The following is a 15,773-nucleotide window of genomic DNA, read 5'->3' on the forward strand; positions in this document are numbered from 1 at the left end:
AAAATCAAATCTAGCATTAAAAGTGACGAATACTAAAAAAGCATTCGGACACTTTACGCTAAAATACTGTTACAGAAAATATCTCTTCTTAAACTGTCCGAACTCAAACGACATGGGTGTCCGGATACTCCGTTATATGCATATATGCATGTGCCATAGCTTCAGCATGTGCAATGTTTATGCAAAATACTAGTGAAGCTTCTCTTTTAAGTACAGTATCTTTTGTACTATGAACAATCTTTAAGATATTTTCATAATTATTAAAAGCTTCATCTAGTTCCGTTTGGTTATAATCTCCACCAACTAGGCTAATAGGTGACAGATCTATTTTTACAGGTGCATAACATAATGGATAAACTAAATAAGCATTATCTAGCATATATTGAAGATCATACTTATTTATATGATATTCAAAACCTTGCAAAGTTATACCATTATGATCATATGGTGTAGCAGATAAACCAACAAGTCTTCCGTTAAATTCCTCAAGAACCTGCTCAATCATTTTTCCACTAAAGCCATAATGTATCTCATCTATAATAATCATAGTAGGTTTAAAACCCAAATCTCTTTTATGTGCTGTTTGTAAAGTTGAAATAAACATATGATAATTTACATTATATTCACTGGGTCCATGAATTATTTGTGAATCTATCTCTGCAAATGTTTTTTGTAACTGTTCTAACAAAATAATTTTAGGAGCAACTACTAAGACGATACCACCTTTCTTTATTTCATTTTTTGCAATTTGTGCCGCTATAACAGACTTTCCAGCTCCAGTTGGTGCCTCAACTAAAACAGACTTATCAAGTAATGAAACTTGCTTAATAATACTTTCTTGATAAGGTCGCAGTACAAAATCCATTGAACAACTATGCTTCAAAACTAATTTGTATGTATATGGCCTTGTACTGTAATCAATGTCAACTAGGTTTTCTCTTTCTGCATATACTGATGGATATTCAAACTCTTGTTTTGAACGATATTCAGGACGTACATAATCTCTATATATTCTTGGATACTCAAACTTTTTTAAGATATCTTTCTGCGTTAACCAATTAACTGAAGTTGATTTTTTAAGCTCTTTTGAGTGCAGCTCATTTATTATTAAATTCGTAAAGAGTCTTGCCAATTGCAATTCAATTTCTCTTTTTTGAGCTTCATTCTCAAAAGAGCTTATTTTCATTCTCTGATCAAAATCTATTGTAAAGTCATTAACACTTAACATATTTTTCCCTACAGACTTAGCTTTAACTCGTATGAAGAAGAATTCTCTCTAAAGTCTTTTACTATATCTGAAAGTGTACTATATTCTAGTTTTGCCCATGTAGATTTTCCTTCTTCCCTTACATCAAGACCAGCACCAACATGAACTCCACACTGATCAGTGATAATATATCTATCATGCCAACTATCAGTTTTATCCCACTGATATAACCTACATATATGCCCATACTTTTGAAATATTTCTTTAGAAGATCTTTCCCATGAGCTTTTAAACTTATGGCCATCAGTTTCACCATACTTAAAACGTGTATGAATTTCTATAGTACCTTTTTGAGCGTTACCTCTTTGACTTCTCAATTCTTGAGCCACTATATTAAGAGTAGCTCTGTATTTAGGCCTTATTGTATCAAAGTATGGATCAATTAAAATCACTTTCTTTGCATAACTTAATATAGGTTTTAATTCTTGTAATAAATTTACTTCATTTTGAATAATATAGTGTGTACGCAACCGTTCATCTTGCCATTTATCACTCTCAAACAAACTTTGTAAAGAAATAGTCTTATCATTTTTTGATAATGAGAGCATACTAAAAAATGGCTCTAAGTCGTCAGATATTTTTGCAAGCTCAATCCATTCTTCTTCGGATGAAGGCTTTAGTTCAGCCTTTTTATGCCCAACAATAAGATTATGATCCTTTAAATTAGACAAGAGATGTAACAGCTTATCCTTATGAGATGGCTGTAAAGAATTTATTTGTTGCAAGACTTGTTTTCTCCAATCCCCATTATTCAAGTCAGCTAAAATACCATTTTTATTTACTTCCTTTAAAAACATTTGTAAAAAGAAAAAATTACTAGAATCTGAGTTCAATGCCTCTTCGGTAAACAGTTGTGGTGTACAAGAAAAATCATATAGCATTAAAAAAACCTTTCTGTAAAACCTTCTTCAAAAAAACCACCTGGCCATGGATCAAGTAATGAGCCGTCTTCATCTAATTGAAGTTCTAAAACATATGTTTTATTCTCATCTGCATCAACATATAAAATAGATACATCATTTGGGGTTAAGGATAAATTTTCATTAGGTAAAGTACCTTCTACAGTTTGTCTCATTCGTTTCATTAAACGTAATAATAAATGCTCACTATGTGTTTCTACTATGGAAGTGTTAGAGTTATCTTTAAAACTTTTAATAAACTCGTCTGCTAAATCACTTTGAACTGCAGGATGCAAATGTAATTCAGGCTGTTCAACTGCAATAACTTGACCTTTTTCACTAAATAAAGTAACCAAAATTGGCAATACTTGACTTACTCCTAGTCCCATTTCTCTAATATTAACTGGAGTATTGTATCTCTTATCATAAAAAGAAAATTCTTTGATCTGGTCTAACATATTAAAATCATCTTCACTAAAATGTTTTTTTCTTTTGTCTTTAAAGACCTCTTGCATTTTCATAATATTTTGCTCATTAAGTTTGACATGCTTTTGTAATCCTAGTTCATAGGGTGTCTTTAGTTTGTCACTAGAAAGCCATACATTAAGCATGGCTTGTAGTTTATTGTCGTGTTTTAAAAGTTCCCATGCGTAAGTTGAAGCATCAGATTCAATTTCTCTATCTGCATATGCAAATTCATGTCTTTCAGGGAAACTTCTAAGCGGACCTATATACTTCATCCCCGTGGACTTTTTAACTGCCTTATTAACATCAACTATCCAGCTAAACAAAATTAAAGAAACAATATCAGCAATATTATGTATACCATACTCATCAGCTAAATCACAAAGTTCCTGATTTTCGGAAATTCTTTCATAAATATCATCAGAAATATCAAATTTTGCATCAAAGGCTTCCTTAGAGTGATCTTCATTTTTTAGCATTTTTAAATCTTCAGTTATTTCTTCTGATGATCGTTTAATATAATTTATATATTTTGTCTCAAAATCATGATTCCATTCAAAAAAAGTACCAATATCATTTGGATGAATATTTTCAAGCTCCAATAAGATACTTTTCTTTTCAGTAATATAAGAGTTTAAACTGACTATACCATCACCTTCAGATAAATATTTCTTAATAGCTGAAACTATTTCTTTATTGCTATCCCACTTCCCATAATTTTGTATATTATGTAGAATTTGATCTATAAACCAATGTTCTGGATTCAATAAGATTAAGTAGTTTTGATTTTCTGTATTTTTACAGCCTTCAATTTTTTCAGTTAATATACTCTTAAATAACCATTCTTTTCCTATAGAATAAATTGTTTGAGTATCAGATACTTCTCCGGACTTTGTTTTTCCAATTGTTGTATTTATTGTGATTTTATCATCCAAATTGTATGTTTTTTGAATAAATTCATACAAGTCTTCAGTAAAAATTTTTAATTGTTCATCTGATGCCTTTTCAAGTGCATTAATAAAAAAATCTTCAGTTAGTTCGAACTTATCATCTCGTAAATATTCATTTGATTCAGTTTCATCATTTTTTTCTTCAACCCACTCATTATCTGTAAATTTTTCTTTCTTTATTGTTTGACAGTAGAGTTGCTTAATATTAAGAAGATCTTTCGTAGACACTGAAGCATCTATATAAAATTTTTCCATAGTTCCTAATGGTTTATTGTATATTTTCTTTGTGTACCGGAAAGGTGGTATAGTTCGCTTTCCAAATAGATTTGTTTCATATTCTGCAGTTTCATGAATAAATGTTTCTAATCTAGACATATCAAAATGTTCAAGATCAAAATCATTAAAATTTTCTTCTAGCCAATAAAAAAATCTTGAATCTCCACTATTGATATGAACCCAAGGGTTATTTTTAATAAATGCATCTTTAATTTGATTATGCATATCTAAAGGGATAAGATTTAATAAATATTCTCTTTCTTCAAATTGATACTTTCCCGTTCTTAATTTATCAAGTGAATTATCTACAGTCCCAGCATATGTAAATTCTAAGGAAACTTCTTTTTCAGGGTCTTTTTTATGTACAAAGTTCTGGAATCCTCCAAGATTAATAGTATCTCCCAGTTTAATTTCTGAAGGCGAAAAAGTCGAAGTTTTATATAAATTATTAAAGTATGATATTGAGTGTATAATACTAGACTTTCCAATACTATTCGGTCCATATATAAGTGTAATTGGCTTTAAATCAAATCTTTGTAACTTTTCACCAAATGGTTTGAAGTTAGCAATACCAAATTTGTTTATTTCTCTCATAATTTGCCTTTAATTTTTTTAGATGGTAGAATTCTACAGTTTATTTATGACAAAACTTGTCAATAAAGGAATATTTTGTCTACAGCAATCTCAAACAAGATAAATCATATCTTTAAATTAATGATAATGCTTGTTAATGATAAAGAATTATATCCACAAGATACAAATCTTCAAAACGAGTTAGAAATAAGTGAAAGAACTTTAAGAAGATACCTTGAAAATATATATAAATTATTTAGTCATATTGTGCTTATTGAGAAAGTCAAAAAAGATGATGTAAATAGACGTATTGATGTATACAGATGTTCAAATAAAGATCAAGATAATATACATATATTAAAATACTTTGCAAACAACACTTCTGATATTACTTGGGTTATGCAATTGGCCCTTGAAAACAATCCTACTCTACTAGAAAACTTGTCAAAAACTGAACAAAATTCTATTAAGTCTACTATTAACCAAGATACAGATACTATTGAATTTGTCACAAGGCCTTTTGAAAAATTCAGTATAGAACAGCAAAGTATATTTAATGCACTGAAATTTGCAGTAAAAAATCATGAGTATAAAAATATAGCATACAAGTATGAAGAACTTGAAGAGCTCCTTGATGTAAAATGCTTGAAAATTCTGTTTATTTCTAATAATTGGTACTTAGCTATTGAAGCAAAAAACAATATCCATAGATTGCTAAGAATTTCATTTATCCAAGAAATTTCATATTCTAAAAAATCTAATTATCAAAAGAGTGTTCTGAATAAATATAACCAGTATTACCGAAAAATACAAAACCCATTTACCCAGTATAATGTCAAGGCTCAAATAGCAATATTACAGGTATCACATAGTCGTGCAAAATACTTTAAGTCAAATATGAAAAAGTTTTTCCCATCTCAAAGATATATAGATGAAGATAAAGATGGAAATATTAAGATATCAATAGAATATACACAACCAATAGAGATATTGCCATTTATCAAGCAATGGTTACCACATATAACTATTATTGAACCAGAATATTTAAAGATTGAGTTAAAAAAAGAATTAACTGAAGCTATACATGATTTAGACTAATAAAAGTCATATTGTTAAGTGGCACTAAGAAGATTTGATGCCGGATTTGTGCCAGTAGTTTTACACTTTTTCGTCATTTTCAGTAAATATGGTCGCTAGAAGTGTCCTATTTTACTTAAAAATTAGACTCCACTGAATAATCATAATAGACTCTTCTATAAATTTTAAGGACTATTGCTCAATCAATGTAATTCAATAATTGACAAATAATAATTTAAGGTTAGGTTTTGTACATTATTTGTACACTTTTAGCTCTGTATTAGTTCTTGAATAAGTATTCATTATGCAGACCAAGGGGCATAAGTTGAACGAATTAATATTTTAAAAGTCCTTACATTAGGACTAAACCTCTATTTTAAGTGCTTCTGAGAGAATTTAAGTTATGCTTCTAACTACAATTCAATTCTCCTCGGGGTCACCACATATAAAAAACACTCCATTCACATACATTCAGCAATAACAAACTTTTTAAATCTTATAATAAATATACTTCTAGAGATAATACATATGGCGGATATACATGAAAATAGATTTTCACTCAAAAAACATACTAATTGTTGATGATTTAAATACTAATATTATATTTTTAAAGATACTACTCACAGAAGAAGGGTATTCTTCTGTCTATACAGCAGATTCTGCAAAAAAAGCTTATAGTATTTTAGAAACTCATAACATTGAATTAATACTTCTTGATATTTCAATGCCAGATATAGATGGTATAGAAGCAACTAAATATATTAGAAATCAAGAGAGTTACAAGCATATTCCAATCATGATGGTTACAGCCGATACAACTAGTCAAACACTCGAAAAAAGTTTTGATGCTGGAGCGAATGATTACATAACAAAACCAGTGAATATCGCGAATCTTAGAATTCGTGCTGAGAGTCTCTTTATGAGTGCATATAAAGATGCCATCATCCAAAAACAAGATAGACTTTTAGCAGTAAATGATACAGTAAAAATGTTAGCACACCAATGGAGACAACCCATTGCATCTATCGCTGCTACAACTATGTCTATATCTGTAAAAAATGAGCTAGAAACACTAGAGTCCAAAGACCTTAATATTGCTTTATCTAAAATCAATGACTACTTACAAAATCTATCTCGCTCAATAGACGATTTTGCACAACTTTCTAAAATAGAAACAGAATCTTCATGTAATGATATTAATACAACTATAAAAGAAAGTCTAGCATTAATAAAAGATAATTTCATTGTCAATAATATTGTAATAAAAACTAATTTAACTTCATCTAAACCAGTCGTTTATTTTAAAAATGAACTTCTAAAAATTCTCGTTTCTATCTATAAAAATTCCATCGAAGCATTCCAAAAAAACAATATAGATAATGGTAAAAATCTAAAAATAACCACTCATCAAACTGATGAAATAACTAAAATTACAATTACGGATAATGCGGGTGGTATTGATGCTTCTGTTATAGAAAAAATATTTGATCCTTATGTAAGTACTAAGAAGGAAAAAAATGGTGTTGGATTAGGTCTTTATAACGCTGTAAATATTCTAAGAGATTATATGAATGCAAGTATTCACCTTGAATCAGATAAAGGTGTCACTACAGTTACTATCCAAATACCTAACCAAGAGATGATAACTAGTTAATTACTAAACTATATCTTATGGGAATATGTAAAATCATTTTCTCTTTTGGCTTTGGAAACTTTCCTGAAAGATCTTCAATCGTTCTTTGTGCAGCACGACTTAGTATCTCTCTCTTTGAAGAAACAATTATGATATTTTTAACAGAAGCATCTTTTAAAAGAGTAAATTGAACTATTACTTCTCCTACAATGCCCCTCTTTCTAGCACTTCTTGGATAGTAAAGGTTTTCTTGAAGTAATTTTATAATTTTGTCTAAGTTCTCATCAATATACTTCTTTTGTGAACTTTTTTCAATTATACTTGGTACAACAACTTTTTGGATAATTTGTGAAGAAGTTTCTTCTGTAACTTCTTCTTTAAGTATTTCCTCTGCTACTATTTTTTCTAATTTTGGTTCTCTTATTTTTTCTTTTGGTATTTCTCGAGGCTTTTGAATTGTCTTTTTTTGAACTTTTTCGACTACTTTTTTGAGTACTTTTTTTTCTATTTTTTTTTGAACTTTTTTTTCTATTTTTTTCTTATTTTTTATCTCTTTTGGTTCTGGAAAACAAGAAAGCTGTACACACATACACTCTTCTTTTTTCTTACTTTGACTTGTTGCTATGTAAAAATATGAAGAAAATAGAAGTACCATTATAAATATGTGAACTATAATGGCGATAGAAAGAGAACTAAGATGTCTTTTCATAAAGAACTGTTAGATAGCACGCTTAAACTCTGGATAGGCTTCAACTCCACATTCATTGACATCCATACCTTCAACTTGAGCATCATCTTCTGCACGAAATTTAGAAATTTTATTTATTATAAACAGCACTGTATATGAACTAACAAATGCAAAAACTCCGACAACAGCCACACCTTTAAGCTGCTCTATAAAAGATTTATCATCTATAAAGATTCCAACTGCTAAAGTTCCCCATATACCATTTACAAGGTGAACAGAGAGTGCTCCAACTGGATCATCTAATTTAAGTTTATCAAAAATAGGAACAGCAAAAACAACTAATGCTCCACCTATAAGCCCAATTAGAATTGGTGTATACATGTCATATAAATCAGGTCCTGCAGTTATAGCCACTAAACCGCCAAGAGCACCATTTAAAATCATAGTAATATCAAAAAGTCTATATCTTGCATACATAATAAAACCTGCGATGAGAGCACCTGCTAAACCTGCTGTATTTGTATTCATTATTGTTTTGGCTACTTGGTCTGCTTTTTCTACACTTGAGATACTTCCAACACTTCCACCATTAAATCCAAACCACCCTATCCAGAGTAAAAATGCACCTAGTACAACAAGTGGAATATTTGAAGCAGGTATAACTCTTATTTTTCCATTGACATAACGGCCTTTACGTGAGCCCATTATTAAAATTGCAGCTAAGAGTGCCCATCCACCCGTAGAGTGTATTACGGTTGAACCAGCTAAGTCATACATATTTATATCAAAAAATGTTCCAGCTAAGATATCTGCACCCCAAGATACGTTAACTACTAATGGATAAATCACACCACCCATAACAACAGCAAACATAGCTAAAGGAATAATGCGAACTCTTTCACTCACACCACCACTCATTATGTTAATAGTTTTTCCTACAAACGCCATCTGAAAAAGAAAAAATGCCCATTTACTCATGCTTTCATTTTCCCAAGTTCCAAATGCTATGGAGAAGCCTATGAGTAAAAATGCCATTGATGCAACTGCATAAATCATAATATTTATAGTCAGTACAGATGTAACATTTTTAGTTCGTACAAGCCCTGCTTCGAGCATTGCGAAACCTGGTACCATAAAGATAATAAGCACCATAGAAAAAAGTGTAAAGAATGTGTCAATAATGTATTTAAAATCAGCTTCTAACATAAAAATAACCCTTGTGTATTAATGGCCATGAGTGTATCAAAATATATATTTGGAAAAAGTTAAATGGGAAATTTTAGAGGATTACACACACTTAATGTGTGTATAATTGTGTGAGAATGAAACTATATAGCTTCGTTGTCTTCTTCACCAGTTCTAATTCTGATGATTTTTTCGATATCACTTACGAAAATTTTACCATCACCAATTTTACCAGTTCTTGCAGCTTCAACGATTGTGCTTGTTACTTGCTCAACCATATCTTCAGCAACTATCATTTCCATTTTAATTTTTGGTAAAAAATCTACAACATACTCAGCTCCACGATAAAGCTCAGAATGACCTTTTTGACGACCATAACCTTTAACTTCACTCACTGTCATACCAGTAACGCCGATTTCAGCAAGTGCATCTTTAACATCTTCTAATTTGAATGGTTTTATAACCGCTTCTACTCTTTTCATTTATTGCTCCAATAAAATTATTTTTTAATTGTAACCATATTTATGGTTTTAATCAACTCTTATTAAGAGTTGATATACTTTTCGCCATGAACTGATTCGTCAAGACCCATAGACTCTTGATCTTCATCAACACGAGACCCACCAGTTAATGCAGTAGCTATGTAATAAACTACAACTGTACCAACTAAAGTAAAGAGACCTACAACTACAACTGATTCAATCTGGACTATGAATTGACCCATTCTATCTCCGTGATCTTTAAGAGGCCCGTTCCATAGTAAATCGTTATCTTTTACAGCTAAGAATGCAGTTGCAAGAGCACCAAATAGACCAGCTAAGAAGTGAATACCAAATGCATCAAGAGAGTCATCGTAACCAAGTTTCTTTTTAAGGGAAGTAACACCCCAAAAAGCGAATAATGAACCAACAGTTCCTAAAATAAATGCACCAGTAACATCAACAAAACCAGCAGCAGGAGTAATAGCAACTAGACCAGCTACAGCACCTGAAGCAAGACCTAAAAGAGTTGGTTTTTTATAAATTACCCATTCAGCAAGCATCCATGTAATAGCTGCCATTGCTGTTGCAATAGTCGTAGTTAAGAAAGCTAAACCAGCGATGGCATTTGCACCAAATGCAGATCCACCGTTAAATCCATACCAACCGAACCATAAGATAGCAGCACCTAAAGCAGTAAGCATTACATTAGCAGGTTTCATTGCAATTTTTGGATAACCAGTACGTTTACCAACTAAGATTCCAAGAACTAAACCAGCTAAACCACCATTCATATGAACAACAGTACCACCAGCAAAGTCAAGAGCACCAGCATCAAATAAAAGTGCACCGTCTCCACCCCATACCATGTGAGTAATAGGAGCATATACTACTAATCCCCATAAAGCAACAAATACTAACCATGTTGAAAACTTGATACGCTCTATAACTGAACCAGAAGCGATTGCAACTGTAATTGCAGCGAATGTACCTTGAAATACAACGAATACATAAGTAGGATATGTTCCACTTAAGTCATTCCAAGAAATTCCACTTAACATTACATGACTAAAACCACCAATTACATTTTGAACTGAAGCTGACTCAGCTGTTCCAAATGCTATTGAGTATCCAGCAACTATCCATACAATAAATGCAACTACAAATGCTCCAAAAACCATAGCATATGTATTTAATACATTTTTGCTTCTAGTCATTCCACCATAAAATAGTGCAAGGCCAGCAGGCGTCATAAGTAATACTAATGCAGTTGACATCATCATCCACGCAGTATCTCCAGTATCCAATACATCTTGGGCAAATGTAAGTGTCGGTAAAGCAAGTAATAATGCTATTAACCATTTTTTCATATTAATCCTTTTTGTTTTATATTTCAGCACAAATTATAATAGAACTTCTTCTGCTATTTTTCATTTAATTGATTAAAAACTAATCAGTTCATGACTTAAAACTATATTTAAGACCAATATTGAGATTTTGTTCCACATGATGATTAATCTTTTTTTGATTTAAGTACAACTCCTCCTACCTTACCATAAGACGAAACAGTAGGCTTCTATTTTTCACATATTCAAATTATTTGTAAAAAGTTCTCTATTTTAAATGATTTCTTAACAGTAATTTAGCTATTATTTATAGATTTTATTTTTAATTAATAGGTGTTTCAATGAGCGATTTGCTAAATAACGATGATATACAACAGATAAATATAGAAGACACTCTCCAAAACTCTTACCTTGACTACTCAATGAGTGTTATTGTAGGACGTGCATTACCAGATGTTAGAGATGGATTAAAGCCTGTTCATAGACGCATACTATATGCAATGGATAAACTAAACCTTTCACATGGTTCTAAGTTTAAGAAGTCAGCTCGTATAGTTGGTGATGTTATCGGTCAGTACCATCCACATGGTGACAACTCTGTTTATGATGCATTAGTTCGTATGGCACAAGACTTTTCTATGAGAATGGAACTTGTAGACGGCCAAGGAAACTTTGGATCTGTTGATGGTGACTCTGCCGCTGCTATGAGATATACAGAAGCTCGTATGACAAAGTATGCAGGTGAACTTCTAAAAGACTTAGATAAAAACACTGTAAATATGACAGATAACTATGATGGTACTACTAAAGAGCCGGACGTAATGCCTACTCGTGTTCCTAACCTTCTCATAAATGGTTCATCTGGTATCGCTGTTGGTATGGCTACAAACATCCCTCCTCATAATCCAACTGAAATTATGAATGGACTCAAAGCACTTCTAGCAAATCCAAATATTACTTTAGCTGAAATCATGGAGCACATTAAAGCACCTGACTTTCCAACTGGTGGTACTATCTTTGGTAAAAAAGGTATTACTGATGCTTATGATACTGGTCGTGGTCGTATAAAAGTTCGTGCAAAAACACATATAGAACAAACTGCAAAAAAAGAAATAATAGTAATTGATGAACTTCCATACCAAGTAAATAAATCTCGTCTAATAGAAAATATAGCAAATCTTGTAAAAGATAAAATGATAGATGGTGTTTCACTCATTCGTGATGAGTCAGACCGTGATGGTATGCGTGTTATTATTGAGCTTAAACGCGATGCTATGAGTGAAATCGTTCTAAACAATCTTTTCAAACAAACAAGCATGCAAACTACATTTGGTATTATCATGTTGTCTATACTAAACCAAGAACCAAGAATTTTTGGAATTATAGAAATCTTAAAGCAGTTCATTAATCACCGTAAAACGGTAATCATCCGTCGTACGATTTTTGATCTTGAAAAAGCGAAAGCTCGTGCACACATCTTAGAAGGTCTTCAAAAAGCCATAGATATTATTGAAAAAGTAATTAAAACGATTCGTGCTTCGTCAAATGAAGAAGAAGCGAAGAACAATCTAGTTTCAGAATATGACTTCAGTGAGATTCAAGCAGCAAGTATTGTTGCTATGAGACTTGGTCGTTTAACTGGTCTTGAAATAGAAAAAATTCTAGCAGAACTTACAGAACTTTCAAAACTCATAGACTACCTAGAATCAATCTTAAAAAGTGAAGAGGTTCTTAAAGGTATCATTCAAGAAGAATTTGATGAAGTATCAGCTACTTATACAGAAGGTAGACGTACTGATATTGAAGATGATTATGATGATATTGATATCGAAGACCTTATTCCAAATGAGCCTATGGTTGTAACTATTACACATAGAGGTTACATCAAACGTGTTCCTTTAGCATCTTATGAGAAACAAAAACGTGGTGGAAAAGGTAAAACAGCTGTTACTACATATGAAGATGACTTTATTGAAAGCTTCTTTACTTGTAACACTCATGATACACTACTCTTTGTTACTGACCGTGGACAGCTTCACTGGCTTAAAGTTTATAGAATTCCAGAAGGAAGTCGTATTGCAAAAGGAAAGGCTGTTGTAAACCTTATTAACCTTGTAGCAGATGAGAAAATACGTTCTATCATTCCAACAACTGACTTTAGTGAAGAAAAAGGTCTTGTTTTCTTTACTCAAAAAGGTGTTGTAAAACGTACAAATTTAAGTGAGTTCTCTAACATTAGAAGTAATGGTGTTCGTGCAATTGTACTTGATGATGATGATGCACTTATCACTGCAAAAATTGCAGATCAAAGCATTAAGTATCTCTTTATTCTTACAAAAATGGCGCAGTGTATCAAGTTTGAAATAGAAAAAACTCGTGAACAAGGTAGAAGTACTCGTGGCGTAAGAGGTATTAAGTTCAAACATGAAGGTGATGTAGTAGTTGATGCTAATATCATTGCAAATGATGAACAAGAGATTCTTATAGTAGCAGAAAAAGGTATTGGTAAACGTACTGATGCTGGTGAGTACAGACTTACAAACCGTGGTGGTTCTGGTGTTATAGCTATGAAAATGACTGCAAAAACTGGTAAAAATATCGTCGGATGCCTTATGGTTGATGAAACAATGGATATGATGGCACTTACTAATGCCGGTAAAATGATACGTGTAGATATGCAAACTATCTCCAAATCAAGTCGAAATACATCTGGTGTTTATATACTTAAAGGTGATGATGTCTCTAGTATATCTCGTTGTCCAAAGCAAGAAAAAGATGAAGACGAAGATGACAATGATATTCCAACTTCATTTTTGGAATAGTAATTGCTTTTATTAAAATATATATAATTATGAGTCATAGACTCTAAAACCAAGGAAACACAATGAAATTATCTCTTGTAATAACAGCTCTATTCAGTGGAGTTCTTTTAATAGCAGCTCCTAACACAGGAAGGGTACAAGCCTTTCAAGATACAGTAACAACACCTACTTTTTCACAAGTTGAAGAATCACAGGAAGTTTTACTTGAAAAAAATAAAAACTTACTTATTAGTGTTCTTGGTCAAGGTGTTGCACCGATGAATACATACTCACCTGCACAAGCTTTTGCCCTCGCAAAACGTGCAGCTATTGCTGATGCATATAGACTTGTTGCTGAAAAAGTAAAAGGTGTTCGTGTAGATGGACAAGACATAATAAAAAATATGATGGTTAAGCGATCTACTGTTAGAACTTCTGTTGAGGCTATGGTTAGAAATGCAAGCATTGTTGAAACTACATTTAAAGAGGGTCTATGCGAAGTAGAGATGGAAATTCTGATTTCTCACTCTCAGTTTCAGTTTCAGTAGGTTTTCTTCTTTTACTACCCTCACTCGCTTTAAATGCGAGTGAATTCCTTATCTCCTATAGATACCTTGTTAAAGATGCTGTCCTTTATAATGAAACCTTAGAAATCTCAAAAACAATGCAAAAATGTAAGGGAAAACCTTATCAATCAATTGTCTTTCAAACTCGAGATGATAAGAATTTAAAAAAAATCATAGAAAAAAATCATAGAAAATTTGTAGACTATATTCATCACATAGGTCTTAATGTCGAGCATCATGATGCTACTATAAACTACAAATATAGCTCAACAACTATACTAACTCTTAAAACAACCTGCTTCAAAGTCGATTTTAATGATAATTTTGTTAAAGTATCGCCTTTAAAATAGGCTAAATAACAGGATAATTTTTGAAAATTGCGATAGTTGAAGATGATATCAATATGAGAAAATCTCTTGAAATCGCCATGGGCGATTATAAAGAGTTTCATATTAAAACTTTTAAAAATGCTAAAGATGCGATTAAAGGTCTTGATGATAGTTTTGACTTAGTTATCACAGATATTAATATGCCTGGTATGGATGGTATAGAGTTTGTAAAAACTTTAAATGGCCGTTACGAGGTCATTATAATGACAGGAAACGCAACACTTGGAAGTGCTATAGAGTCTATTCACCTCGGAGTCAAAGACTTTTTACTAAAACCTTTTGATGTTGATGCACTTATAGGTGCAATTAAACGCGAGGATAAAGTACAAAAAGTGCAAAAGAGTGTTCCAAAAACTTCGAAGAAAAAAGCAAGTGGTTTTTTAGGTAAATCACCAGCACTGACTAAACTTTTAAGTATTGTAGACAAAGCCTGTAAAACAGATGCAAGTATACTTCTTTTAGGACAGAGTGGTGTAGGTAAGGAAGTTTTTTCTACATATATTCATAAAAACTCACCTCGTGCAAAAAAACCTTTTATTGCTATAAATATGGCAGCAATTCCTGAAAATCTTATAGAAAGTGAACTTTTTGGATTTGAAAAAGGTGCATTTACAGATGCGAGTGAAGCAAAAGCTGGACAGTTTGAGTTAGCAAATGGTGGAACTCTTTTTCTTGATGAAATTGGAGAGATGCCTTATGGCGTTCAAGCTAAACTTCTTCGTGCATTACAAGAAAAAGAAGTACGTAGACTTGGTTCATCTAAAAGCATAAAGATTGATATACGAGTTATCTCAGCAACAAATGCTAAGCTAACTGATAAAATAAAGAATGGAGAATTTAGAGAGGATTTATACTACCGTTTAAATACTATACCGCTTCATATTCCACCTCTTTGTGAGCGTAAAGATGAAATACTCCAGATTGCAGAAGCAACATGCCAGCAAAACTGTGAAAAGTATGGATTTGATATAAAAACATTTTCACCAGAAGCAACAGCAACTCTTTTAGAGTACGACTGGCCAGGAAATATTAGAGAACTTATTTCTGTTGTTGAGCGTTCAGTCATACTAAGTGAAACACAAGAGATACAAAAAGATGAACTTTTTTTAGAAACACGGAAGTAATAGTAAAGTAGCGCAAAAAGCTAAAACTTGTTTGCACTAGAAAATAAAATAAAAA

The 15,773-nt window shown here is 31.9% G+C and carries 13 protein-coding genes; 6 read left to right on the forward strand and 7 right to left on the reverse strand.

All coding sequences use genetic code 11. The features are described 5' to 3' along the window. Window positions 1-103: 103 nt before the first annotated feature. The 3 genes from HOG88_RS08850 to HOG88_RS08860 are packed head-to-tail and all read right to left on the reverse strand — an operon-like array spanning window position 104 to window position 4,451. Complete coding sequence (locus HOG88_RS08850) at window positions 104-1,228, reverse strand: DEAD/DEAH box helicase family protein (RefSeq protein ID WP_295005321.1); 1,125 nt, start codon at window positions 1,226-1,228, stop codon at window positions 104-106. An 8-nt stretch (window positions 1,229-1,236) separates the two neighbouring features. Beyond that, on the reverse strand, window positions 1,237-2,148 hold the full coding sequence (locus HOG88_RS08855) for a hypothetical protein (protein WP_295005324.1): 912 nt from the start codon (window positions 2,146-2,148) through the stop codon (window positions 1,237-1,239). Further along, on the reverse strand, window positions 2,148-4,451 hold the full coding sequence (locus HOG88_RS08860; protein ID WP_295005326.1) for a DUF3696 domain-containing protein: 2,304 nt from the start codon (window positions 4,449-4,451) through the stop codon (window positions 2,148-2,150). Before HOG88_RS08860 ends, HOG88_RS08855 begins: the two co-directional genes overlap by 1 nt. Window positions 4,452-4,526: 75 nt before the next feature. On the opposite strand from HOG88_RS08860, the gene HOG88_RS08865 reads away from it, so the two are divergent. Both HOG88_RS08865 and HOG88_RS08870 read left to right on the forward strand, forming a co-directional pair. Beyond that, window positions 4,527-5,528, forward strand: coding sequence for a WYL domain-containing protein (locus tag HOG88_RS08865; protein ID WP_295005328.1), 1,002 nt, complete (start codon window positions 4,527-4,529; stop codon window positions 5,526-5,528). Window positions 5,529-6,048: 520 nt separating this feature from the next. After that, window positions 6,049-7,161 (forward strand): hybrid sensor histidine kinase/response regulator, encoded by a 1,113-nt coding sequence (locus HOG88_RS08870; protein ID WP_295005329.1) that lies wholly within the window; start codon window positions 6,049-6,051, stop codon window positions 7,159-7,161. Here HOG88_RS08870 and HOG88_RS08875 read toward each other — a convergent pair. From HOG88_RS08875 to HOG88_RS08890, 4 genes are all read right to left on the reverse strand, one after another. After that, window positions 7,154-7,849 (reverse strand): energy transducer TonB, encoded by a 696-nt coding sequence (locus tag HOG88_RS08875; RefSeq protein ID WP_295005331.1) that lies wholly within the window; start codon window positions 7,847-7,849, stop codon window positions 7,154-7,156. The two genes, HOG88_RS08870 and HOG88_RS08875, sit on opposite strands and share 8 nt — an antisense overlap. Window positions 7,850-7,858: 9 nt before the next feature. Continuing rightward, window positions 7,859-9,034, reverse strand: a complete 1,176-nt coding sequence (locus HOG88_RS08880; protein ID WP_295005333.1) for an ammonium transporter — start codon at window positions 9,032-9,034, stop codon at window positions 7,859-7,861. 122 nt (window positions 9,035-9,156) lie between these two features. Beyond that, window positions 9,157-9,495 (reverse strand): P-II family nitrogen regulator, encoded by a 339-nt coding sequence (locus HOG88_RS08885; RefSeq protein WP_295005335.1) that lies wholly within the window; start codon window positions 9,493-9,495, stop codon window positions 9,157-9,159. 62 nt (window positions 9,496-9,557) lie between these two features. Next, window positions 9,558-10,862 (reverse strand): ammonium transporter, encoded by a 1,305-nt coding sequence (locus HOG88_RS08890; RefSeq protein ID WP_295005337.1) that lies wholly within the window; start codon window positions 10,860-10,862, stop codon window positions 9,558-9,560. A gap of 317 nt (window positions 10,863-11,179) precedes the next feature. Between HOG88_RS08890 and gyrA the strand changes: the two genes are divergently transcribed. The 4 genes from gyrA (at window position 11,180) to HOG88_RS08910 (ending at window position 15,718) form a co-directional block, all read left to right on the forward strand. Then, window positions 11,180-13,660, forward strand: coding sequence for a DNA gyrase subunit A (gyrA, locus tag HOG88_RS08895; RefSeq protein WP_295005339.1), 2,481 nt, complete (start codon window positions 11,180-11,182; stop codon window positions 13,658-13,660). Between the two features lie 62 nt (window positions 13,661-13,722). Then, a complete protein-coding gene (locus HOG88_RS08900; protein WP_295005341.1) occupies window positions 13,723-14,187 on the forward strand; it encodes an LPP20 family lipoprotein in 465 nt (154 codons plus the stop codon). Then, window positions 14,133-14,555, forward strand: coding sequence for a hypothetical protein (locus HOG88_RS08905; protein ID WP_295005343.1), 423 nt, complete (start codon window positions 14,133-14,135; stop codon window positions 14,553-14,555). Before HOG88_RS08900 ends, HOG88_RS08905 begins: the two co-directional genes overlap by 55 nt. 20 nt (window positions 14,556-14,575) lie before the next feature. Further along, window positions 14,576-15,718 (forward strand): sigma-54 dependent transcriptional regulator, encoded by a 1,143-nt coding sequence (locus HOG88_RS08910; RefSeq protein ID WP_295005345.1) that lies wholly within the window; start codon window positions 14,576-14,578, stop codon window positions 15,716-15,718. The last annotated feature ends 55 nt before the right edge of the window (window positions 15,719-15,773 follow it).

It is taken from the genome of Sulfurimonas sp., assembly GCF_018698455.1.
Classification (GTDB): Bacteria; Campylobacterota; Campylobacteria; order Campylobacterales; family Sulfurimonadaceae; genus Sulfurimonas.